General features: G+C 69.6%; 21 protein-coding genes. 20 read left to right on the forward strand and 1 reads right to left on the reverse strand.

All coding sequences use genetic code 11. The annotated features are described in order from the left end of the window. Positions 1–58: 58 nt before the first annotated feature. The 15 genes from IFU19_RS14770 (at position 59) to IFU19_RS14840 (ending at position 16872) form a co-directional block, all read left to right on the forward strand. The gene (locus IFU19_RS14770; RefSeq protein WP_055937381.1) at positions 59–1132 is read left to right on the forward strand and encodes a UDP-N-acetylglucosamine--N-acetylmuramyl-(pentapeptide) pyrophosphoryl-undecaprenol N-acetylglucosamine transferase; all 1074 of its coding nucleotides are present in this window, start codon (positions 59–61) and stop codon (positions 1130–1132) included. A gap of 62 nt (positions 1133–1194) precedes the next feature. Continuing rightward, positions 1195–2601: a UDP-N-acetylmuramate--L-alanine ligase gene (gene murC / locus IFU19_RS14775; RefSeq protein WP_055835535.1), complete on the forward strand. Its 1407-nt coding sequence runs from the start codon at positions 1195–1197 to the stop codon at positions 2599–2601. A 2-nt stretch (positions 2602–2603) separates the two neighbouring features. Continuing rightward, positions 2604–3581 (forward strand): FtsQ-type POTRA domain-containing protein, encoded by a 978-nt coding sequence (locus IFU19_RS14780; protein WP_192212070.1) that lies wholly within the window; start codon positions 2604–2606, stop codon positions 3579–3581. Between the two features lie 215 nt (positions 3582–3796). Further along, complete coding sequence (ftsZ, locus tag IFU19_RS14785; protein ID WP_055835541.1) at positions 3797–4996, forward strand: cell division protein FtsZ; 1200 nt, start codon at positions 3797–3799, stop codon at positions 4994–4996. Between the two features lie 64 nt (positions 4997–5060). Continuing rightward, the gene (locus tag IFU19_RS14790) at positions 5061–5744 is read left to right on the forward strand and encodes a YggS family pyridoxal phosphate-dependent enzyme (RefSeq protein WP_192212071.1); all 684 of its coding nucleotides are present in this window, start codon (positions 5061–5063) and stop codon (positions 5742–5744) included. Positions 5745–5775: 31 nt separating this feature from the next. Continuing rightward, entirely contained in the window at positions 5776–6246 is a 471-nt protein-coding gene (locus tag IFU19_RS14795; protein WP_055835547.1) for a cell division protein SepF, read from the forward strand. 6 nt (positions 6247–6252) lie between these two features. Further along, positions 6253–6555, forward strand: a complete 303-nt coding sequence (locus IFU19_RS14800) for a YggT family protein (RefSeq protein ID WP_055835550.1) — start codon at positions 6253–6255, stop codon at positions 6553–6555. 121 nt (positions 6556–6676) lie between these two features. Further along, the gene (locus IFU19_RS14805) at positions 6677–7309 is read left to right on the forward strand and encodes a DivIVA domain-containing protein (protein ID WP_055937393.1); all 633 of its coding nucleotides are present in this window, start codon (positions 6677–6679) and stop codon (positions 7307–7309) included. Between the two features lie 9 nt (positions 7310–7318). Beyond that, positions 7319–7906: a signal peptidase II gene (lspA, locus tag IFU19_RS14810; protein WP_055835556.1), complete on the forward strand. Its 588-nt coding sequence runs from the start codon at positions 7319–7321 to the stop codon at positions 7904–7906. Between the two features lies 1 nt (position 7907). After that, a complete protein-coding gene (locus IFU19_RS14815; RefSeq protein WP_192212072.1) occupies positions 7908–8831 on the forward strand; it encodes an RluA family pseudouridine synthase in 924 nt (307 codons plus the stop codon). A 170-nt stretch (positions 8832–9001) separates the two neighbouring features. After that, complete coding sequence (dnaE, locus tag IFU19_RS14820) at positions 9002–12466, forward strand: DNA polymerase III subunit alpha (protein WP_055835562.1); 3465 nt, start codon at positions 9002–9004, stop codon at positions 12464–12466. Positions 12467–12571: 105 nt separating this feature from the next. Continuing rightward, positions 12572–13954: a hypothetical protein gene (locus IFU19_RS16735; protein WP_249405505.1), complete on the forward strand. Its 1383-nt coding sequence runs from the start codon at positions 12572–12574 to the stop codon at positions 13952–13954. Positions 13955–14030: 76 nt separating this feature from the next. After that, entirely contained in the window at positions 14031–15332 is a 1302-nt protein-coding gene (gene hisD, locus IFU19_RS14830; RefSeq protein WP_192212073.1) for a histidinol dehydrogenase, read from the forward strand. A 12-nt stretch (positions 15333–15344) separates the two neighbouring features. Next, positions 15345–15836: a transcriptional regulator NrdR gene (nrdR, locus tag IFU19_RS14835; RefSeq protein WP_192212074.1), complete on the forward strand. Its 492-nt coding sequence runs from the start codon at positions 15345–15347 to the stop codon at positions 15834–15836. A gap of 10 nt (positions 15837–15846) precedes the next feature. Further along, positions 15847–16872 (forward strand): quinone-dependent dihydroorotate dehydrogenase, encoded by a 1026-nt coding sequence (locus IFU19_RS14840; RefSeq protein WP_055835573.1) that lies wholly within the window; start codon positions 15847–15849, stop codon positions 16870–16872. A 137-nt stretch (positions 16873–17009) separates the two neighbouring features. Here the strand turns inward: IFU19_RS14840 and IFU19_RS14845 are convergent, their stop codons facing one another. Further along, complete coding sequence (locus IFU19_RS14845) at positions 17010–17582, reverse strand: DUF3043 domain-containing protein (protein ID WP_055835576.1); 573 nt, start codon at positions 17580–17582, stop codon at positions 17010–17012. A gap of 46 nt (positions 17583–17628) precedes the next feature. Here IFU19_RS14845 and IFU19_RS14850 point away from each other — a divergent pair, with 46 nt between their 5' ends. The 5 genes from IFU19_RS14850 to IFU19_RS14870 all read left to right on the forward strand — a co-directional run bounded on the left by IFU19_RS14850 (position 17629) and on the right by IFU19_RS14870 (position 22690). Beyond that, positions 17629–19023, forward strand: a complete 1395-nt coding sequence (locus IFU19_RS14850; protein WP_192212075.1) for a dipeptidase — start codon at positions 17629–17631, stop codon at positions 19021–19023. 70 nt (positions 19024–19093) lie between these two features. Beyond that, the gene (locus tag IFU19_RS14855) at positions 19094–19459 is read left to right on the forward strand and encodes a HesB/IscA family protein (protein ID WP_055835582.1); all 366 of its coding nucleotides are present in this window, start codon (positions 19094–19096) and stop codon (positions 19457–19459) included. 164 nt (positions 19460–19623) lie between these two features. Then, positions 19624–20505 carry an aa3-type cytochrome oxidase subunit II gene (gene ctaC / locus IFU19_RS14860; RefSeq protein ID WP_082509361.1) on the forward strand — a complete coding sequence of 294 codons (882 nt, stop codon included), beginning with the start codon at positions 19624–19626 and terminating at the stop codon, positions 20503–20505. Positions 20506–20507: 2 nt separating this feature from the next. Continuing rightward, positions 20508–22271 (forward strand): aa3-type cytochrome oxidase subunit I, encoded by a 1764-nt coding sequence (ctaD, locus tag IFU19_RS14865; protein WP_055835588.1) that lies wholly within the window; start codon positions 20508–20510, stop codon positions 22269–22271. 2 nt (positions 22272–22273) lie between these two features. Further along, complete coding sequence (locus IFU19_RS14870) at positions 22274–22690, forward strand: cytochrome c oxidase subunit 4 (protein ID WP_055835591.1); 417 nt, start codon at positions 22274–22276, stop codon at positions 22688–22690. Position 22691 lies beyond the last annotated feature (1 nt).

The following is a 22691-nucleotide window of genomic DNA, read 5'->3' on the forward strand; positions in this document are numbered from 1 at the left end:
AGCGCACCCGGCGTCCGCCTCGCGCGGAACGCTCCGCGGTTCTGGCTAGGGTCGTACGGTGACGACTTACCTCCTCGCCGGCGGCGGTACCGCCGGGCACGTGAACCCCCTCCTCGCCGTCGCCGACGGTCTGCGCGCGCGCGATGCGTCGGCCGACGTGCTGGTGCTGGGCACCCGCGAGGGTCTCGAGGCCCGCCTCGTGCCGCTGCGGGGCTACGAGCTGCTCACGGTGGCGAAGGTGCCGTTCCCGCGTCGACCCAACCGGGCAGCGGCCGTGTTCCCGGCTCAGTTCCTGCGGGCGGTCGCGGTGGTGCGCCGCCTGATCCGCGAGCGTGGTGTCGATGTCGTGGTGGGCTTCGGCGGCTATGCCGCAGCCCCCGCGTACGTCGCGGCGCGCCGCGAGCGGGTGCCCTTCGTGGTCCACGAGGCCAACGCCAAGCCGGGCCTGGCGAACGTGCTCGGAGCGCGGGGGGCGGCAGGGGTGGGTGTGGCCTTCGAGGGCACACCGCTGCGCGGCGCGCGCGTGGTGGGCATGCCGCTGCGGCGCGAGATCGTCGAGCTCGACCCCGCGGCCCTCCGCGACGAGGCCGCCACCCATTTCGGGTTGGATGCCGCCCGCCCCACGCTCCTCGTCTTCGGCGGCTCGCTCGGGGCGTTGCGACTGAACGCGGCGTTCGGCGAGGCATGGCGAGACGTGCTCGACGCCGGTTGGCAGCTGCTGCACGTCACCGGGCAGAACTCCGACCTGCCCGACCCCGGCGTCGACGGGTACGCCGTCGTGCGGTACGTCGACCGCATGGACCTCGCGTTCGCCCTCGCCGACTTCATCGTCTCGCGCTCGGGTGCGGCCACCGTGAGCGAGATCAGCGCTCTCGGCATCCCCGCCGTGTACGTTCCCTACGCCGTCGGCAACGGCGAGCAGCGGCTGAACGCCGCGGCGGCGGTCCGCGCGGGCGCTGCCCTGCTCATCGACGACGCGGACCTCACCCCCGAGCGCGTGCGGAGCGAGGTGGTGCCGCTGCTGCGCGACGACGAGCGCCGCAACACCATGCGCTCCGCGGCCGCGCGCACCGGCATCCGGGTCGGGACCGAGAACGTCATCGCCCTCGTCGACGAGGCGCTCGCCCGCTGACGCACGCTCCCGGGCGCGCCGAGGCCTGGGCCCCGGGTGGGCGACGTAAACTCGCATTCGCCATGATCAGACCCGACCTGAGTCTCCCCCTCCCCGAGTCCATCTCCTCCGCGCACTTCATCGGTGTCGGCGGCTCGGGCATGTCCGGACTCGCGCGCATGTTCCTCGACCGCGGCATCCGGGTCTCCGGGTCCGATCGCTCCGACAGCGCGGCGCTGCGCGACCTCGCCGCGCGCGGAGCCACGGTGCACGTCGGCCACGACGCGGCGCACCTCGGCGACGCCGACACGGTCGTGCACACGGGGGCGATCTGGCCCGAGAACCCCGAGTTCGTCACGGCGAAGCAGCGGGGGCTGCACGTCATCCACCGCTCGCAGGCGCTGCACTGGCTCATCGGCGGTCGCCGTCTCGTGTCGGTCGCCGGCGCGCACGGCAAGACCACGTCGACCGGCATGATCGTCACGGCGCTGCGTGCCCTCGACGAGGACCCGACGTTCGTCAACGGCGGCGTGATCGCCGACCTCGGCGCCTCCAGCGGCACGGGGGGCGACGAGCTGTTCGTGATCGAGGCCGACGAGTCCGACGGCACGTTCGAGCTGTACGACACCTCGGTGGCGCTCATCACCAACGTCGACCCCGACCACCTCGACCATTACGGCTCGCGCGATGCGTTCGACGCCGCCTTCGCCCGCTTCGCCGATGCCGCGCGCGAGGCCGTCGTCATCTCGTCCGACGACGCCGGCGCCCGCGCGGTGCGCGAGCGCATCACGCACGCCCACGTCGTCACCTTCGGCGAGGATCCCTCCGCCGACGTCCGGCTGACCGGCATCCGCACCGACGGCCCCGTCGCCTTCACACTCACCGCCGACGGCGAGAGCGTCGAGGTGCAGCTGCGCGTCCCCGGTGCGCACAACGCGGTCAACGCCGCGGGGGCCGTCGCGGTGCTGCGCGTGCTCGGCCACCCGCTCGCCGCCGCCGCCCGTGCCGTCGAGGGCTTCGGCGGCACGGTGCGTCGCTTCGAGTTGCACGGGGTGTCGCAGGGCGTCAGCGTCTACGACGACTACGCGCACCACCCCACCGAGGTCGCCGCGGCCCTCTCCGCCGCGCGCACGGTCGTGGGCGAGGGGCGCATCATCGCGATCCAGCAGCCGCACACGTACTCGCGCACGCAGGAGATGTACCGCGAGTTCGCCGAGGTGCTCGAGACGCACGCCGACCACACCGTCATGCTCGACGTCTACGGCGCCCGGGAAGACCCGGTGCCGGGAGTGACGGGGGAGCTCGTCAGCGGCGCCTTCGCCGATCCGGCGCACGTGCACTATGTGCCCGACTGGCAGGCGGCTGCCGACTACACGGCCGACATCGCCCGCCCCGGCGACTACGTCATCACCCTCGGGTGCGGCAACGTCTACCAGATCATCCCGCAGGTGCTCGAGGCGCTCTCCCGCACCGAGGCCGCGGCGGTCTGAGCGTGCGCCGGCCGTCGCCCCTGCCCCCGCCCCCGGCGTCGGAACAGCCCTCCCGCCGGCGGGTCGACGAGCCCGTCTCCGCACCGCCGACGCGGCATCCCGATCCCGCCGACGAGACCGCGCCCGTGGTGCCGCTCGTGCGGCCGAGCGTCTCGGATGCGAACGGTTCCGAGCCGACCGGCTCCGCGTCTTTCGCGGCGACTCCGGATGCCGAGGGCGCGAGCCTGCGCGACGTCTGGCGTGCCTCGCGCGCGCGTCGTCGTGCGCTCTCCGCCGAGGTGCGGCGCTTCACGGTGCGTCAGCGTCGGCGCCGGCGCGTGTGGATCGGGGTGGCGGCGGCGTTCCTCGTCATGGTGCTCGGCACGGCGGGCGCGGCGTACAGCCCCCTGTTCGCGGTCGAGCGCATCGAGGTCGTGGGCGCGTCGCAGCTCGATGTCGCCGCGGTCACCGACGCCCTCGACGGGCAGGTCGGTACGCCCCTGGCGCTGGTCGACGACAGCGCCGTGAAGGCGGCGCTGGTGCGCTTCCCGCTCGTGGAGTCGTACACGCTCGAGGCGCGGCCCCCGCACGACCTCGTCGTGCGGGTGGTGGAACGCACTCCCATCGGCGTGCTGCAGAGCACCGCCGGCTTCACGGTGGTGGATGCCGCGGGCGTCGCCCTGTCGACCACGCCCGACGCGCCCGCGGGCCAGCCGTTGCTCGAGATCGCCGGCGACACCGATTCCGACGCGTTCCGCGCGGCGGGGCGCGTCATGCGGGCGTTGCCCGATGCCGTGCGCGCGCAGGTGACCGGGGTGTCGGCCTCGACCCCCGACGACGTCACGCTGACGCTCGGCGCGACCGGATCGCGTGTGGCGTGGGGCAGTTCCGACCGCTCGGCCGAGAAAGCCGTCGTGCTCGACCGACTGATGGCGAAGAGCCCGCCCGACCGCACGAAAGAGTACGACGTGACCTCGCCCGAGGCGGGCGTCGTCCGCTGATTCCGCCTCGGCCTCCGCGGCCGTCTGCGCGCGACCGCTGCCGCGTCCGCGCGCGCCGAAGGGATTTTCCCGATGATCGTCGGGCGCCCCGCGTGTCGCCCCGGTGGCGTCGGGCTGGCCGCATACCTTCGAGCTAAGGAATTGCATACCGGGCAATTCTTTAACCCTCAACATGAGGTTTAAAGTTTCGGGTTCGGGGACAAACGGAGGCCGGCATGAGCCACAACCAGAACTACCTCGCTGTGATCAAGGTCGTCGGCGTCGGCGGTGGCGGCGTCAACGCCGTCAACCGCATGATCGAGCTCGGCCTGCGCGGCGTGGAGTTCATCGCGATCAACACCGACGCACAGGCGCTGCTGATGAGCGACGCCGACGTCAAGCTCGACGTCGGACGCGAGCTCACGCGCGGCCTCGGTGCCGGCGCCGACCCCGAGGTCGGCCGTCGTGCCGCCGAGGATCACGCGGAAGAGATCGAAGAGGCGCTGCGCGGCGCCGACATGGTCTTCGTCACCGCCGGCGAGGGCGGCGGCACGGGCACCGGCGGTGCGCCGGTGGTCGCCAAGATCGCCAAGTCGATCGGCGCCCTCACCATCGGTGTGGTCACCAAGCCGTTCTCCTTCGAGGGGCGTCGCCGACAGAGCCAGGCCGAGGCCGGCGTCGGACGCCTGAAGGAAGAGGTCGACACCCTCATCGTCGTCCCCAACGACCGTCTGCTCGAGATCAGCGACCGCGGCATCTCGATGATCGAGGCCTTCGCGACCGCCGACCAGGTTCTGCTCGCCGGTGTGCAGGGCATCACCGACCTCATCACGACCCCCGGTCTCATCAACCTCGACTTCGCCGACGTCAAGTCGGTCATGCAGGGCGCGGGATCGGCCCTCATGGGCATCGGCTCGGCGCGAGGAGCGGATCGTGCCATCAAGGCCGCCGAGCTCGCCGTCGAATCGCCCCTGCTCGAAGCCTCGATCGAGGGTGCGCACGGTGTGCTGCTGTCGATCCAGGGCGGATCGAACCTCGGCATCTTCGAGATCAACGACGCCGCCCAGCTGGTGAAGGAGGCCGCGCACCCCGAGGCCAACATCATCTTCGGAACGGTCATCGACGACACCCTCGGCGACGAGGTGCGTGTCACGGTCATCGCCGCCGGATTCGACGGGGGAGAGCCCTCGCTGCGCATCGACGCCGTCGGAGCGCAGCGTTCGGTCGCCGCCCCCGTGGTGCCCGTGATCCCGAGCGACGACGTCGCGCGCGACCTCGACGCCGCCGAGGAGCAGAAGGCCTCGACCGATCGCCCCGCCGAGCGCGCCCCCGAGCGTCGCCCGGAGCCGGCCCCGGTCGCCGCCCGCGTTCCCGAGACGTCGTACGACAGCGGTTACGCCGACGACGACCTCGACGTGCCGGACTTCCTCAAGTAAGCACGAGCGTTCGATGCAGCGGGTCCGGTGATCACCGGGCCCGCTGCGTCGTCGAAGGAGCACCATGGATGCCGCCCTGTCCGATCGCCTCGCCGCCGTCGACGCGCGCATCGCGGATGCCGCCCGCGCGGCGCATCGCGACCCGCACGACATCACGCGGATCGTCGTGACGAAGTTCCACCCCGTGTCGCTCGTCGCAGACCTGTACGCCCTCGGGGTACGCGACGTGGGGGAGAACCGCCAGCAGGAGCTCACCGCCAAGCGCGTCGAGACCGGCGGGCTCGACGGGCTCGTCTGGCACTTCATCGGGCAGGCGCAGACGAACAAGGCCCGCGCGGTGCGGGCGGCGTCGCACGCCGTGCACTCCGTCGACAGGACGCGGATCGCCGACGCCCTCGACGCGGCCGAGGGCGACGGCATCCTGGACGTCCTGTTGCAGGTCAACCTCACCGACGACGTCGGTCGCGGAGGGGTGGAGCCCGACGGGGTCGAGAAGCTCGCCGCCCATGTCGCGGGGCTCGAGACGGTGCGCCTGCGGGGTGTCATGGCCGTCGCGCCGCTCGACGAAGAGGCCGCTCGCGCCTTCGAGCGTCTGCGCCGCTCGTCCGACGCCGTGCGTCGGGTGGTCGAGGACGCGCACTGGATCTCGGCCGGAATGACCGGTGACTTCCCGGAAGCCGTGGCAATGGGCGCGACACACCTGAGGATCGGTTCCGCAATCACGGGCCCGAGGCCCCCGCGCGACTAGCCTCGGATCAGACGAGCGAACGGAGGATGCGATGTCGAACCCCCTCAAGAAGACGATGGTGTACCTGGGCCTCGCCGACGAGGAAGAGACCTATGAGGAGACTGCGCCGCAGCCCATTGCGCGGAAGCAGCCTCAGCAGACGGCCCCGGTCGAGAAGGCTGCTCCGGTGACCCCGCTGCACCGTCCCGCCGTGGTGCGTCAGCCCTCGGTGGGCCCCGTCAGCGAGATCCTCACCGTGCACCCCAAGCAGTACCGGGATGCGCAGACGATCGCCGAGAATTTCCGCGAGGGAATCCCGGTCATCATCAACCTGTCGCAGATGAGCGACGCCGACGCGCGTCGCCTGATCGACTTCGCGAGCGGCCTGTCGCTCGGGCTGTACGGCCGTATCGAGCGGGTGACGAGCAAGGTCTTCCTGCTCTCGCCCGAGAACATCGCCGTCTCCGGCGATGGAGCGATCGCGCAGGCCGACCCCGAGGGTGCGCCCTTCGCGCCCCAGTAACCCCTCGTGGCCGTACTGAGCCTGGTCGGCTCGATCCTCAGCGCGATCCTGTTCATCTACATCGTCCTGCTTCTCGCGCGCCTCGTGCTCGAGTACATCCCGATGTTCAACCGGGAATGGCGTCCGCGTGGCGCCACCCTGGTGGCCGCAGAGATCGTCTACACCGTGACGGATCCGCCGATCAAGCTGATCCGCCGCATCATTCCGCCCCTGCGCATCGGGGGTATCGCGTTCGATTTCGGTTTCGCGATCACCCTGTTCGTCTGCTTCATGCTTCTCAGCGTCACCCGGTCGCTCGCGGCCGCCTGACATCCATAGCCGTCGCCCTTCGACACCGACGAAGGGCGACGGCTATGCTGTTCCGAAGCGGTACGCCCCGGTGCGACACCCTTAACAGTTCCGACTCAGAGCTCTCGAAAGAGGAAACACCATGGCACTGACCCCCGATGACGTCGTCACCAAGCAGTTCCAGCACGTCCGCTTCAAGGAGGGCTTCGACCCCGACGAGGTCGACGACTTCCTCGACGAGATCGTCGTCGAGTGGCGCAAGACGATCGCTGAGAACGAAGAGCTGAAGACGAAGCTCGCCGCTCTCGAGTCCGGTGAGGCCGCGCCCGCCGCTGCCGCTCCGGTGGCCGAGACCGCCCAGGTCGAGGAGCCCGTCGTCTCCGAGGTGCCGGCTCCGGCTCCCGTCGCCGCCGCGCCCGCAGCGTCCACCGCCGACGACGCGGCCCCCGTGGCCCAGAGCGCCGGCATCATCGAGCTCGCTCAGCGTCTGCACGACGAGCACGTCGCCGAGGGCAAGGCCCAGCGCGACCAGCTCATCGGCGAGGCGCAGGCACAGGCGGCGTCCATCGTCGCCGAGGCCGAGCAGAAGGGCCGCGAAGAGCGCGCCCGTCTCGAGAAGGAGCGCACCACGCTCGAGGGACGCATCACCGAGCTCCGCAACTTCGAGCGCGACTACCGCTCGCAGCTGCGTTCCTACATCGAGGGTCAGCTCCGCGACCTCGACACCACGGCATCGTCCTCGGGCTCGACGCCGGTGTCGGCGATCGGTCTGTAGGACCACTCTTTGCGCAGTCGATCTCCTCTGCGTCCGGCGGCGGCCGGCATCGTCATCGCGATTCTCGCGGTGGTGGTGCTGGCCGCCGACCAGTTGGCGAAGACCGTCGCCATCGACAACCTCCCCCCGGAGCGCGTCGTCCCGGTGATCGGTGAAGCCCTGCAGTTCTACCTCGTCCGAAACCCCGGAGCCGCCTTCTCGCTCGGCGAGAGCGTGACCTGGGTGTTCACCATCGCTCTGGCCGTGGTCGCGGTGGTCATCGCGTACCTCGCGGTCCGACGGGTGCGCTCGCGCCTGTGGGCCGTCGTGCTCGGCCTGCTCCTCGGCGGTGTCCTCGGCAACCTCACCGACCGCCTGCTCCGCGAGCCCGGCTTCCCGGTCGGCCACGTCGTGGACTTCATCTCCACCCCGTGGATGATGCCGGCCATCTACAACGTCGCCGACATCTTCATCGTCTCGATGATGATCTCGGTGGCGATCCTCGTCCTCTCGGGTCTGCGACTCGACGGCACCCGTGAAACCCGCGCGTCGCGCGCCGCCGAGGCGGCTGCAGACGACGGCGTCGTCGATGCGTCGACCGACACGGGTGCGCGCTGACATGGAGTCGCGGAGCCTGCCCGTCCCCGACGGGCTCGACGGAACGCGCGTCGACCAGGCGCTCGCCAAGATGCTGGGGTTCTCCCGCACCTTCGCCGCCGAGGTCGCCGACGCCGGGGGAGTGAGCGTCGACGGTCGCCCCGCCGGCCGGTCCGACCGCCTGCGCGCGGGCACCTGGTTGAGCGTCGAATGGGAGCCCAAGCGCGACCCCGAGATCATCCCGGTCGCCGTGCCCGATCTGGGGATCGTCCACGACGACGACGACATCGTCGTGGTCGACAAGCCGGCGGGCGTCGCCGCGCACCCCTCCGTCGGGTGGGACGGGCCCACGGTGCTCGGCGCCCTGGCCGCGGCGGGCTTCCGCATCGCCACCAGCGGCCCGGCCGAGCGCCGGGGCGTCGTTCATCGTCTCGACGCCGGCACGAGCGGGCTGATGGTCGTCGCCAAGACCGAGCGCGCGTACACACTCCTCAAGAGCGCCTTCAAAGAGCGCGAGGTCGAGAAGATCTACCACGCGGTGGTGCAGGGGCACCCCGACCCCCTCGCGGGAACGATCGACGCACCCATCGGGCGGCATCCGCACCACTCGTGGAAGTTCGCCGTGACCCCCGACGGAAAAGACTCGGTCACGCACTACGAGACCCTCGAGGCGTTCCCTCGCGCATCGCTGCTCGAGATCCATCTCGAGACCGGACGCACGCACCAGATCCGTGTGCACATGGCCGCGCACCGGCATCCGTGCGCGGGAGACCCGCTCTACGGCGCCGACCCGACCCTGTCGGCGCGCCTGGGGCTGACGCGGCAGTGGCTGCACGCGCATCGGCTGGCCTTCAGCCACCCCGGTACGGGGGAGTGGGTGTCGTTCGACTCGCCGTACCCCGCCGATCTCGCGAGCGCGCTCGAGATCCTCTCCGACTCGATCTGATCTCGACGTCGGGCGCGAACAGGATGCCGGACCCCGGCGACGCGCCCGGGGACGACACGCGAACTGGGCGTCCGCCGCGAACTTCCGGAACCGATGTCGGAGGCCGAACGTACACTCGGTACGTGGCAGCAGACTCCTTCGTTCACCTTCATGTTCACAGTGAATATTCGATGCTCGACGGTGCGGCCCGCATCGGACCGATGGTCCAAGAAGCGGCGAAGCAGGGCATGTCGGCCATCGCCGTCACCGACCACGGCAACACCTTCGCGGCCTACGAGTTCTACAAGACCGCGAAAGACGCCGGCATCAAGCCGATCATCGGCATCGAGGCGTACGTCACGCCGGGCACCCATCGTTCCGACAAGACCCGCGTGCGCTGGGGCACCCCCGAGCAGCAGGGCGACGACGTCTCGGGCTCCGGTGCGTACACGCACATGACGCTGCTGTCCGAGACCACCGAGGGCATGCACAACCTGTTCCGGTTGTCGTCCAAGGCGAGCATGGAGGGCTACTACTTCAAGCCCCGCATGGACCGCGAGCTGCTGCAGACCTACGGCAAGGGGCTCATCGCCACCACCGGGTGCCCCTCGGGCGAGGTGCAGACGCGTCTTCGACTCGGACAGTACGAGGCCGCGCGCGCCGCGGCGGCCGAGTTCCAGGACATCTTCGGCAAAGAGAACTACTTCGCCGAGATCATGGACCACGGACTCTCGATCGAGCGTCGCGTCATGAGCGATCTGCTCAAGATCTCCAAAGACCTCGACATCCCCCTGGTCGGCACCAACGACCTCCACTACACCCACCAGCACGACGCCACGAGTCACGCGGCGCTGCTGTGCGTGCAGTCGGGATCGACGCTCGACGATCCCAAGCGCTTCCGCTTCGACGGCGACGGGTACTACGTCAAGTCGCCCGCCGAGATGCGGCAGGTGTTCCGCGACAACCCCGAAGCCTGCGACAACACGCTGCTCATCGCCGAGCGGTGCGAGGTCGAGTTCAACACCTCGGCCAACTACATGCCGCGCTTCCCGGTCCCCGCGGGCGAGACCGAAGACAGCTGGATGATCAAAGAGGTCGAGAACGGCCTCCACGACCGCTACCCGGGCGGTATCCCCGACGCCGTGCGCAAGCAGGCCGAGTACGAGACCGGCGTCATCCTGCAGATGGGGTTCCCGGGCTACTTCCTCGTCGTCGCCGACTTCATCAACTGGGCCAAGGACCACGGCATCCGCGTCGGCCCCGGCCGTGGATCCGGCGCGGGCTCCATGGTCGCCTATGCGATGAAGATCACCGACCTCGACCCGCTGCAGCACGGCCTCATCTTCGAGCGCTTCCTCAACCCCGACCGCGTCTCGATGCCCGACTTCGACGTCGACTTCGACGACCGTCGTCGTGGCGAGGTGATCCAGTACGTCACCGAGAAGTACGGCGACGAGCGCGTCGCGCAGATCGTCACGTACGGCACGATCAAGGCCAAGCAGGCGCTGAAAGACGCCGGGCGCGTGCTCGGTTTCCCCTTCAGCATGGGCGACCGGCTCACCAAGGCCATGCCCCCCGCCGTGATGGGCAAAGACATGCCGCTCGACGGCATGTTCAACCCCGAGCACCCGCGATACAAAGAGGCGAGCGAGTTCCGCACGCTGATCGAGACCGACGCCGAGGCGAAGACGGTCTTCGACACCGCCCTGGGCCTCGAGAACCTGAAGCGCCAGTGGGGCGTGCACGCGGCCGGCGTCATCATGTCGAGCGAGCCGCTGATCGACATCATCCCGATCATGCGCCGCGAGCAGGACGGCCAGATCGTCACGCAGTTCGACTACCCCGCGTGCGAGTCGCTCGGCCTGATCAAGATGGACTTCCTGGGGCTGCGCAACCTCACCATCATCAACGACGCCCTCGACAACATCGAGGCCAACCGCGGGCACCCCCTCGTGCTCGAAGACCTCGAACTCGACGACGTGGCCTCGTACGAGCTGCTCGCCCGCGGCGACACGCTCGGCGTGTTCCAGCTCGACGGTGGTCCCATGCGCTCGCTTCTGCGGCTCATGCGCCCCGACAACTTCGAGGACATCTCGGCGGTGCTCGCGCTGTACCGCCCGGGTCCCATGGGCGTGAACTCGCACATCAACTACGCCCTGCGAAAGAACCGGCAGCAAGAGATCGAGCCGATCCACCCCGAACTCGAGGAGCCCCTCGCCGACATCCTCGACACGACGTACGGGCTGATCGTCTATCAGGAGCAGGTGATGGCCGTCGCGCAGCGCGTGGCCGGGTACACCCTGGGCCAGGCCGACCTGCTGCGTCGCGCGATGGGCAAGAAGAAGAAGAGCGAGCTCGACAAGCAGAAAGAGACGTTCTTCGGTGGCATGACCGAGCGCGGGTTCGGCGACGCCGCGCAGCAGACCCTGTGGAAGGTGCTCGAGTCGTTCGCCGACTACGCCTTCAACAAGGCGCACACCGCCGCCTACGGTCTCGTCTCGTACTGGACGGCCTACCTCAAGGCGCACTACCCGGCCGAGTACATGGCCGCGCTGCTGACGAGCGTCGGCGACTCGAAAGACAAGATGGCGGTGTACCTCAACGAGTGCCGTCGCATGGGCATCAAGGTTCTGCCGCCCGACGTCAACGAGTCGATCCGGTTCTTCGCGGCCGTCGGCGAAGACATCCGCTTCGGCCTGGGCGCGATCCGCAACGTCGGCACCAACGTCGTCGACGGCATCGTCTCGGCGCGCCAAGACGCCCCGTACACCTCGTTCCACGACTTCCTGTCGAAGGTGCCCGTGCACGTGGCGAACAAGCGCACCGTCGAGTCGCTCATCAAGGCCGGCGCCTTCGACACGCTCGGGTCGACGCGACGGTCGCTCATCGAGGTGCACGAGGACGCCTGCGAGGGCGCCGTGCTCGACAAGCGGCGAGAAGCCAACGGCGAGGTCGGGTTCGACTTCGACTCGCTCTGGGACGAACCGCAGCAGGTGCAGAAGGTTCCCGAGCGGCCGGAATGGACGAAGAAGGACAAGCTCGCCTTCGAGCGCGAGATGCTCGGCCTGTACGTGTCCGATCACCCGCTCGCCGGGCTCGAGGTGCCGTTGGCCAAGCACGCGTCGACCTCGATCCACGACCTGCTGGCCTCCGAAGACGTCCAGGACGGCGACCAGGTCACCGTCGCGGGTCTGCTCACGAGCGTGCAGCACCGCGTCGCGAAGCAGAGCGGCAACCCCTACGGCATGGTCACCATCGAGGACTTCAACGGTGAGGTGACCGTGATGTTCATGGGCAAGACGTACGCCGAGTTCTCGCCGGCGCTCGTGGCCGACGGCATCATGGTCATCCGAGGGCGCGTATCGCGACGCGATGACGGTCTCAACCTGCACGCCCAGAGCGCCTTCGCGCCCGATCTCGAAGGTCTCGACGAGACCGGCGGGCTCACACTGATGGTGCCCGAGCAGCGGGCGAGCGAAGCGCTCGTCGGAGAACTGGCGCAGATGCTGCGTCGCCATTCAGGCAGTACAGAGGTCGTTCTCAAACTCCACAAGGGCAGCACAGCCAAGGTCTTCGAGGTGCCGATGCCGGTGCGGGTGACCGCCGACCTGTTCGGGGAGCTCAAGGGTCTGCTCGGCCCCAACTGCCTCGGCTGACGACCACTTCGCGCGCCCAAACGCGCGCGCCGCAATCCCCGGCGGTGCCGAACCCCCGCTGGTTACGATGACCGGGCGTTCCGCCGCCCTTCGGAAAGGACCACCGTGACCGATCACACCCCCCACGACCGCGCGACGGCGCCGGGTACTCCCGGCACCGCCCGCGACGTCGACGAGATCTTCGCGCCGGACGCCCCGGCGTACGACGCGTCCGCCTCCGCCGACACGGCTTCCTCCGACAGCGCCTCCGCCGCCGACGCCTCTTCCGAGAACGCCTCCCGCAACCACGCTTCCCCCGACGCCGCGGACCACGCGCGGGATGGGGCGGCGAACCCCTCATCCGACGGCGACGACCCGCACGGCGACGCCGGGCGTGCCTCCACCGGCGACCGCGTCGACGAGGGCGCGCCGCGCCACGCGTCCGCCGTCGGCGGCACCGCGCACCCGGGCGACGCACCGCAGTTCGGTGTCGGACCGTTCTCGGTCCGCGAAGTCGCACTGCTGGGCACGTGGATCCTCGCCTTCTTCGTCTCGTTCTTCCGCACCAACATCCTCGATTCGCCGTCGGGAGTGCTCGTCGGTGGGGTCAACGTGTGGTCTTCGGGGCTGTGGTGGATCCCGGCGATGGCTCTGCCGACGGCGGCCGTCGGTCTGATCGCGCTGCGCCGCCTGTCGCCCCAGGGCATTCGTCGCGTCGGTTCGCTCGGGATCGACCAGTTCGCCTCGGTGGCGTTCTCGATCTCCGCTCTCGTCTGGGTCGCGTGGGTGTGGGACACCGTCGCGGTGTTCGGTGACACGGGCATCTGGACGCGCTCCTGGGTGGTCTGGGTCGAGGCCGTGCTCCTTCTCGCGGGTGTGGTGCTCACCGTGGCGGGTCCGTGGATCCCGCCGTTCTCGCGCGACTTCCGCGGTCGTGACGAGGTCGCCGCGCACCGCAACGCGCGCCCGATCCGCCCGGTCGTGCCGCGCCCGCGCACCCCACGGCCCGTGCACGTCGCCGCCGGTGCGCCCGTGACCGACGACCACGACGGGTCGCGCCCCGACTCCGCGTCGGCGCACGACGAGGCGCCGGCGCCCGGCAGCTACACCGGTTCGACCGACCTGACGCACGAGGGCGCCCCGGCCACCAGCGTGCTCCCCACGCACGCCGACGACCACAACGACACCGACGTCTTCGCTCCCCTCCGCGGCGACGACCACGATGGCCGTGGAGTCCGCGACGAAGATCCCCGGCACGATCACGCGTCCGACGCGCCGAGCCACGATGCTCAGGACGACCACCGGCACGCACAACACCACGCCCAGGCCTTCTGGGCGCTGGCCCCAGTCGAGCGCGAGGTCGTCGACGACTACGGCACGCCCATCTTCCGGGTCGGGCCGACCGCCTGGGCCCTGGTGGTCGAGGACCGCGGCGAGACGTTCGTCATCCGTCACGACGACGGTCGCATCGGCTACCTCCACGACGTCTCGGGCGTCACCCGCGGCTGACCCGCGCGGCTGAGGACCGCCTGCGAGCCGCCCGCCGCGCGCGGAGCGGCTCGCAGGCGGCCGGTAGCCTGGACTCATGCTTCGCACGATCGATCTCCGCGGCCGCGTGCTCTCGCCGGCCGAGCTCCTCGCTGTGGTTCCGCGCGCCGAGGCCGCCCGCGATGAGGCCCTCGCCACCGCCGCCCGTCTGGTCGACGATGTCGCACGACGCGGCGAAGAGGCGCTCCGCGAACAGGCCGCCCGTTTCGACCGCGTCAGCGACCACGTCATCCGCGTGCCCGCCGCGCACCTCGACGAGGCCCTGCGCGATCTCGACCCGGCGATCCGGGCCGCCCTCGATGAGGCGATCTCGCGTGTGCGCGCGGCATCCGCCGCTCAGATTCCGGCCCCCGTGGTCACCAAGCTGGGCGCGGGCGCGCGTGTCACGCAGCGGTGGCAACCCGTGCGCCGCGTCGGTCTCTACGTTCCGGGCGGGAAGGCCGTCTACCCGTCGAGCGTGGTGATGAACGTCGTTCCCGCGCAGGTCGCGGGCGTACGCGAGGTGGCACTGGCCTCTCCCGCGCAATCGGCCTTCGGGGGGCGTGTGCACCCCGTGATCCTGGCCGCCGCGCGTCTGCTCGGCGTCACCGAGGTGTACGCGATGGGCGGGGCCGGTGCCATCGGCGCCTTCGCGTACGGCGTGGCCGAGATCGGTCTCGACCCGGTCGATGTCGTCACCGGACCGGGCAACAACTTCGTGGCCTCGGCCAAGCGCGCGGTCGCCGGCCGGGTGGGAACCGACTCCGAGGCCGGTGCGACCGAGATCCTCGTCGTGGCCGATGCGTCGGCGCGCCCCGATCTGGTCGCCGCCGACCTCGTCAGCCAGGCCGAGCACGACGAGCAGGCCTCGGCCGTCCTCGTCACCGACTCCGTCGAGCTCGCCGACGCCGTGCGGGCGGCGCTGCCGGACCGGGTCGCCGCCACCCGCCACACGGACCGGGTCATCGCCGCGTTCGACGGTCCGCAGTCGGCCGTGGTGCTCGTCGACGACATCGCCCAGGCCACCGCGTTCAGCAATGCCTACGCGCCCGAGCACCTCGAGCTGCAGTTGTCCGACCCCCGCCCCGAGGACTTCGTCAACGCGGGTGCCGTCTTCGTCGGTCCCTACACGCCGGTGAGCCTCGGTGACTACCTGGCGGGCAGCAACCACGTGCTGCCGACCGGGGGACAGGCCCGGTACGGAGCCGGGCTGTCGGCGTCGACGTTCCTGCGACCTCAGCAGGTCATCGAGTACGACCGCGCGGCGCTCGCCCAGGTGCGCGACGCCATCGTCGTCCTCGCCGATGCCGAGGCGCTGCCCGCGCACGGCGAGGCCGTGACCGCGCGTTTCGACGCGTAGTCTGGCGCCGTCATGCACTGCCCGTTCTGCCGCCACCCCGACTCCCGCGTCATCGATTCGCGCACGAGCGACGACGGCCTCAGCATCCGTCGGCGTCGTCAGTGCCCCAACTGCGGTGGGCGCTTCTCGACGGTCGAGACGGCGGGCCTGAACGTCATCAAACGCTCGGGCGTGGTCGAACCCTTCAGCCGCGAGAAGGTCATGTCGGGTGCCCGAAAGGCCTGTCAGGGTCGACCCGTCACCGACGCCGACCTCGCCGTGCTCGCCCAGAAGGTCGAAGAGGCCATCCGCCAGACGGGGTCGTCGCAGATCGAGGCCAACGAGATCGGCCTCTCGATCCTCGGACCGCTCCGCGAGCTCGACGAGGTCGCGTACCTGCGCTTCGCCAGCGTCTACCAGGCGTTCGACTCGCTCGACGACTTCGACGCGGCCATCGCGCAGCTGCGCGCCGACCACGCGGCACGACCGACAGCGGCGCCCGACGACGGCGACGACGTCCAGTAACCTGGCGGGGATGTATCCCCTTCTCTTCCGCACGGTCCTGACCCGCCTCGACCCCGAGTTCGCCCACCACCTGGGTGCGCTCGTGATCCGTGTCGCGGGCGTCGAGCCGGTGGCATCCGTCGTCCGTCGTTTCACGGCGCCCCCCGCGGGCCACGGAGTGGATGCGCTCGGACTGCACTTCGATTCGCCGTTCGGAGTCGCGGCGGGCTTCGACAAGAACGTCACCATGGTGCGGGGACTCGGCGCGCTCGGGTTCGGACACGTCGAGGTCGGAACGGTCACGGCGCTGCCGCAGCCCGGCAACCCCCGTCCGCGTCTGTTCCGCCTCGTCGCCGACCGTGCGGTCATCAACCGCATGGGGTTCAACAACGACGGCGCGGCGGCGGCGGCGGCGAAGCTGCGGCGGCTGCGTCGTGCGCGGCGTCGTCCGGTGATCGGCGTCAACATCGGCAAGAGCCGCGTGGTCGCCGTCGACGACGCCACCACCGACTACGTGCGCAGCGCCCGCCTGTTGGCGCCGCTGGCCGACTACCTCGTGGTGAACGTGTCGTCGCCGAACACCCCCGGCCTGCGCGGACTGCAAGCGGTCGAGACGCTCCGCCCCCTGCTGACGGAGGTTCGGGATGCCGCGGGGGACACCCCGCTGCTGGTGAAGATCGCTCCGGATCTCGACGACGCCGAGGTGCAGGACATCGCGCGCCTCGCGGTCGATGCGGGACTCGCCGGCATCATCGCCACCAACACCACCATCTCGCGTTCGGGGCTCTCCACCGATGCCGCGAAGGTCGAGGCAGCGGGAGCGGGTGGCCTGTCGGGGGCGCCCCTCAGAGCGCGTGCCGCCGAGGTGCTCCGACTCGTGCGGACCGCCGTTCCGGCCGAGTTCGTGGTCATCTCGGCCGGGGGAGTAGAGACCGCCGACGACGTGCGCGACCGCCTCGCCGCCGGCGCGACGCTGGTGCAGGGCTACACGGGCTTCCTGTATCGCGGTCCACTGTGGGCCCGGCAGATCAGCCGCGGTCTCGCCGCGCGACGCTGACCCGGAGCGCGCCGGCCCGATTTGCCGACCCGGAGGGCGCGGGCTGCGATTCGCTGACCCGGAGCGCGCCGGTGGCGGCCCCGGAAACGACGAAGCGGCGCGCCCGGAGGCGCGCCGCTTCGAGGAGATCGGTCGTGTCAGACGGGGTACTGCCCGCGCTTGACCTGCGGCTTGGGCAGACGCATGAACCGCATCTGCACGGTGCGCATCGCCGCGTACCAGCCGAGACCCTTCTCGAGCTTGCTCTCGCCGAACTTCTCTTTCGCGGCGCGCTTGACGCGGATCGAGGTGATGATCATGTCGCCGACGACGAACAGGATGAAGATCCACAGCGCCACGAACGACCAGTACTGGAAGAACGCGACGGGGATCAGCGTCGCCACGATCACGAGGACCATGAACGGCATGACGCCCTCACCGAGGTGCCAGCCCGCGTCGACGAAGTCGCGTCCGAAGCGGCGCTGCGGACCGCGGTCGCGCACCGGGAGGTAGCGCTCCTCGCCGGCGGCCATGCCGACGCGGGCCTTCTCGCGCTGGGCGGCGAGCTCGGCTCGGGCGCGGGCCTTGGCCTCTTTGGTGTCGGGGACGAGCGGGCGCTTGCGGGCGGCCTCTTGCTCGGCGCGCGACGGGGTCGCGCGACCCTTACCCGATCCGAGGACCGTCGGCTCGACGGGGGTGTCGTTGGGGGCGGGGGCGGGGGACTTGGCCACGGGTTACCTCGGCAGTTCGCGGATCGGGAGATCTAAGATTACCCGCATGACCCCCGACCTGTCCCGGCACGAGGCTGTGCATCGCGCAGCCGACGCCGGCATCCCCGCCGCCCTGTCCGATCTCGGCTCCCTCGTACGCATCCCGTCGATCGCGTGGCCGTCGTTCGATCAGTCCGCCCTCGTCGAGAGCGCCGACGCCGTCGCCGCCCTGTTGAGGGGCACCGGCGTCTTCGATTCCGTCGAGGTAGCGCGCGCCGCGATCCCCGGCACCGACGAGATGGGACAGCCCGCCGTGCTGGCGTCGCGAGCCGCTCGCAACGGTCGGCCCACCGTTCTTCTGTATGCGCACCACGACGTCCAGCCTCCCGGCGACGAAGCCCTGTGGGACTCACCGCCCTTCGAACCCACCGTGCGCGACGGCCGCCTCTACGGCCGCGGCGCCGCCGACGACAAGGCGGGGGTCATGGCCCACGTCGGTGCCATCCGCGCCGTGAGCGAAGTCCTCAGAGACGACCTCGACCTGGGCATCGCGGTGTTCATCGAGGGCGAAGAGGAGTACGGCTCGCGCTCGTTCGGGCAGTTCCTCTCCGACAACGCCGAGGTGCTGCGCTCCGACGTGATCGTCGTCGCCGACTCGGGCAACTGGGACGACCGCACCCCCGGTCTCACGGTGTCGCTCCGCGGGAACGCGCGCTTCACGCTCACCGTGCGCACCCTCGAGCACGCATCGCACTCCGGCATGATGGGCGGCGCCGTCCCGGATGCCATGCTCGCCACGGTGAAGCTGCTCGCGACGCTGTGGGACGACGACGGCGCCGTCGCCGTCGACGGTCTCCTCGAGCGCGACGCCCCCACGCCCGACTACAGCGAAGAGACCCTGCGCGCCGAGTCGGGACTGCTCGACGGGGTGCGGCCGATCGGCCGCGACGCCATCCTCAGCCGGATCTGGAACAAGCCGTCGGTCACGATCACCGGCTGGGACGCCACGCCCGTCGACTCGGCGTCGAACACCCTCGCCCCGCAGACCCGCGTGGTGATCAGCGCCCGCGTCGCCCCGGGGCAGGACGCCCACGAGGCCTACCGGGCGATCGAGGCGCACTTGCGCGCCCATGCGCCGTTCGGCGCGCAGCTGGAGTTCACCGACGTCGACTGCGGCGACGCGTTCCTCGTCGACACGAGCGGATGGGCCGTCGAAGACGCTCGCGCCTCGTTCGCCGACGGGTACGGCGTGGACTCGGTCGACGTCGGCGTCGGCGGATCGATCCCCTTCATCGCCGACCTCGTCCGCGAGTTCCCGAGCGCCCAGATCCTCGTGACCGGTGTCGAGGATCCGCACGCCCGCGCGCACAGCCCGAACGAGTCGCTGCACCTCGACACGTTCCGCAACGCCCTGGTGTCGGAGGCCCTCCTGCTGACGCGTTTGAACGAGCGCACCGTCTGAGCGGACCGCGGGGCCGTGGCGGGCGTAGACTCGTCACGTCCCCGCGACCGATCAACCGAAGGGCATCGCCATGACCGACACCACACTGTCGTCCTCCGCCGAGACCCGCGAGCACGGTGTCGGCCTCACCGCCGCCGCCTCCGACAAGGTGAAGAGCCTGCTCTCGCAGGAGGGTCGCGACGACCTTCGTCTGCGCGTGGCCGTTCAGCCCGGCGGATGCTCCGGACTCATCTACCAGCTCTACTTCGACGAGCGTTACCTCGACGGTGACAAGGTCGCCGATTTCGACGGCGTCGAGGTCATCGTCGACGACATGAGCGTTCCGTACCTCGACGGTGCGAACATCGACTTCAAGGACACGATCTCGGAGCAGGGCTTCACGATCGACAACCCCAACGCCGGCGGTTCCTGCGCCTGCGGCGACAGCTTCCACTGATCTCAGCCGCCGTTTCACGGCGCCCCATCGAGAACCCCCGGACCCCGGATCACACCGCGGAACCCGGGGGTTCTCGATGTCTCGGCACTGGACGAATGGCCTGAGAACAGTGAGAGGTTGCCGTAGACTGTCAAAGCTTCATCCACGACCCGGAAAGGTGCACTGTGCCCTCCAAACGTCGCCTTCGCTGGGCTGCGCTCCCCGTCGGGATCGCCTCGGTTGCGCTCCTGTCCGGCTGCACCACGACACAGCTCCACGGCTTCCTGCCCGGCTTCGTCGATGACGGTACGCCCGCCACCAACCACACCGACATGGTCGCCGGTCTGTGGGTCAACTCGTGGATCGTGCTCCTCGCCGTGGGTGTCGTCACCTGGGGCCTCATGCTGTGGTCGGTCATCGCGTACCGCCGTCGCAAGGGGCAGTCCGGTCTGCCGGTCCAGCTGCGCTACAACATGCCGGTCGAGATCTTCTACACGATCGTTCCTCTGATCCTGGTCGTCGGCTTCTTCGCCTTCACGGCGCGCGACCAGAACACGCTCGAGACGCAGTACGACGACCCCGACGTGTCGATCACGGCGTACGGCAAGCAGTGGGCGTGGGACTTCCAGTACAACGGCACGCAGGAAGACAACTCCGACGCCGTCTACTCGATGGGTGTCCAGGCCAAGGCCACGTCCGACGGCTACGACCTGCAGGACGTGCCCACCCTGTACCTGCCGGTGAACAAGACGGTCAAGATCGACCTCCGCTCGCGCGACGTCATCCACTCGTTCTGGATCATCGACTTCCTCTACAAGAAAGACATGTACCTCGGCCGTGACAACGAGTGGTCGTTCACGCCCACCCGTGAGGGCACGTACGAGGGCAAGTGCGCCGAGCTGTGCGGTGAATACCACTCCGCCATGCTCTTCAACGTCAAGGTCGTCAGCGACGCCGAGTACGAGGACTACCTCGACTCGCTGCGCTCGGCCGGCGACGTGGGCGACATCAGCGACCTGTCGCGCCTGCAGAACCTGAGCACGGCCGGCACCGAAGGGAACGAGTGATCATGGCCACGACGCTTCCGCTCCAGGAGAAGGGGGCCTCGCGCCCCACGACTCTCCCGCCGCGTCAAGCCGCTCTGCTGAGCACCACGCGTGTTGAGCAGAAGGGCAACCTGGTCGTCAAGTGGATCACCTCCACCGACCACAAGACCATCGGGTACATGTACCTGATCGCCTCCGTCATGTTCTTCATGCTCGGTGGCGTCATGGCGCTGATCATCCGCGCAGAGCTCTTCGAGCCCGGCATGCAGATCATCCCGACGAAAGAGCAGTACAACCAGCTCTTCACCATGCACGGCACGATCATGCTGCTCATGTTCGCGACGCCGCTGTTCGCGGGCTTCGCCAACGCGCTGCTGCCGCTGCAGATCGGTGCGCCCGACGTGGCGTTCCCGCGTCTGAACGCTTTCGCCTTCTGGCTGTTCCTGTTCGGATCCACGATCGCCGTCTCCGGCTTCCTCACCCCGCAGGGTGCGGCCGGCTTCGGATGGTTCGCCTATCAGCCGCTCGCCAATGCGAGCTTCTCGCCGGGCGTCGGTGGAAACCTCTGGATGCTGGGACTCGGCATCAGCGGTTTCGGCACGATCCTCGGCGCGGTGAACTTCATCACGACGATCCTCACGATGCGCGCGCCCGGCATGACCATGTGGCGCATGCCGATCTTCTCGTGGAACACGCTGATCACGAGCATCCTGATCCTGCTGGCGTTCCCCGTCCTCGCCGCGGCGATCTTCGCCGCCGCGTCGGACCGCGTGCTCGGCTCGCACATCTACAGCCCCGAGAACGGCGGCGTCCTGCTCTGGCAGCACCTGTTCTGGTTCTTCGGTCACCCCGAGGTGTACATCATCGCGCTGCCGTTCTTCGGCATCGTCTCCGAGATCTTCCCGGTCTTCAGCCGCAAGCCGATCTTCGGGTACAAGACCCTCGTCTACGCCACGATCGCGATCGCCGCGCTGTCGGTGGCCGTGTGGGCCCACCACATGTACGTCACGGGCGGCGTGCTGCTGCCCTTCTTCGCCCTGATGACGATGCTCATCGCGGTGCCGACCGGCGTGAAGATCTTCAACTGGATCGGTACCCTTTGGCGCGGCTCGGTGACCTTCGAGACCCCGATGGTCTTCGCCCTGGGCTTCCTGGTCTCGTTCGTCTTCGGCGGTCTGACCGGTGTCATCCTCGCGTCGCCCCCGCTCGACTTCCACCTGTCGGACTCGTACTTCGTCGTCGCGCACTTCCACTACGTCGTCTTCGGAACCGTCGTGTTCGCGATGTTCGCGGGCTTCTACTTCTGGTGGCCGAAGTGGACCGGCAAGATGCTCAACGAGCGTCTCGGCATGGTGCACTTCTGGATGCTGTTCGTCGGCTTCCACATGACCTTCCTCATCCAGCACTGGCTGGGCGTCGACGGCATGGTGCGTCGTTACGCCGACTACGCGGCCGCAGACGGATGGACGTGGGAGAACCAGCTGTCGACGGTGGGATCGATGATCCTCGGTGCGTCGATGATCCCGTTCCTGCTGAACGTCTGGATCACCGCGCGCAAGGCGCCGCGCGTGACGGTCGACGACCCGTGGGGCTACGGAGCGTCGCTCGAGTGGGCCACCTCGTGCCCGCCGCCGCGTCACAACTTCACCTCCATCCCGCGTATCCGTAGCGAGCGCCCCGCCTTCGACCTGAACCACCCCGAGGCCGGCATTCCGGTCGGTGTGGGTCCGGCCAAGGATGCCCCCGACGCGCCTGTCGTCGACGCCGCTGCCGGAGAGGTCAAGTAACGATGCGTACCAATGTCGGACTCTGGTGGCTCCTGGCCGTCTTCGCGTTCGTGATCGCCGGCGTCTACACCGTGTGGAGCCTGCTCCAGCACGGTGGCGTCGAGTGGGTCGGAACGGTCGCCCTGGCCTTCCTCGGCCTCATGTCGACCATGATCGCCTTCTACATCGGCCGCGTGCTCAAGGCACAGAACGGCGAGCTGCCCGAGGACACCCTGACGGCCGACATCGACGACGGTGACCCCGAGATGGGCGAGTTCAGCCCGTGGTCGTGGTGGCCCATCGTCCTGGCCGGTTCCGCCGCGATCGCCGTGATCGGTCTCGCTGTCGGTAGCTGGCTCGTCCCCGTCGGATTCCTGGTCTTCGTCATCGCCATCGTCGGATGGGTGTACGAGTACTACCGCGGGTACTTCGCACGCTGAT

The organism is Microbacterium sp. CFBP 8794 (assembly GCF_014841235.1).
Lineage (GTDB): Bacteria > Actinomycetota > Actinomycetes > Actinomycetales > Microbacteriaceae > Microbacterium.

What these genes read in the sequence shown, in the direction of transcription:
- hisD (WP_192212073.1), top strand. Translation starts at nt 14,031, where the DNA reads ATGCTTCGCACGATCGATCTCCGCGGCCGCGTGCTCTCGCCGGCCGAG.
- nrdR (WP_192212074.1), top strand. Translation starts at nt 15,345, where the DNA reads ATGCACTGCCCGTTCTGCCGCCACCCCGACTCCCGCGTCATCGATTCG.
- IFU19_RS14855 (WP_055835582.1), top strand. Translation starts at nt 19,094, where the DNA reads ATGACCGACACCACACTGTCGTCCTCCGCCGAGACCCGCGAGCACGGT.
- IFU19_RS14870 (WP_055835591.1), top strand. Translation starts at nt 22,274, where the DNA reads ATGCGTACCAATGTCGGACTCTGGTGGCTCCTGGCCGTCTTCGCGTTC.
- IFU19_RS14815 (WP_192212072.1), top strand. Translation starts at nt 7,908, where the DNA reads ATGGAGTCGCGGAGCCTGCCCGTCCCCGACGGGCTCGACGGAACGCGC.
- IFU19_RS14805 (WP_055937393.1), top strand. Translation starts at nt 6,677, where the DNA reads ATGGCACTGACCCCCGATGACGTCGTCACCAAGCAGTTCCAGCACGTC.
- ctaD (WP_055835588.1), top strand. Translation starts at nt 20,508, where the DNA reads ATGGCCACGACGCTTCCGCTCCAGGAGAAGGGGGCCTCGCGCCCCACG.
- IFU19_RS14850 (WP_192212075.1), top strand. Translation starts at nt 17,629, where the DNA reads ATGACCCCCGACCTGTCCCGGCACGAGGCTGTGCATCGCGCAGCCGAC.
- IFU19_RS14795 (WP_055835547.1), top strand. Translation starts at nt 5,776, where the DNA reads ATGTCGAACCCCCTCAAGAAGACGATGGTGTACCTGGGCCTCGCCGAC.
- dnaE (WP_055835562.1), top strand. Translation starts at nt 9,002, where the DNA reads ATGCTCGACGGTGCGGCCCGCATCGGACCGATGGTCCAAGAAGCGGCG.
- murC (WP_055835535.1), top strand. Translation starts at nt 1,195, where the DNA reads ATGATCAGACCCGACCTGAGTCTCCCCCTCCCCGAGTCCATCTCCTCC.
- IFU19_RS14790 (WP_192212071.1), top strand. Translation starts at nt 5,061, where the DNA reads ATGGATGCCGCCCTGTCCGATCGCCTCGCCGCCGTCGACGCGCGCATC.
- ftsZ (WP_055835541.1), top strand. Translation starts at nt 3,797, where the DNA reads ATGAGCCACAACCAGAACTACCTCGCTGTGATCAAGGTCGTCGGCGTC.
- IFU19_RS14840 (WP_055835573.1), top strand. Translation starts at nt 15,847, where the DNA reads ATGTATCCCCTTCTCTTCCGCACGGTCCTGACCCGCCTCGACCCCGAG.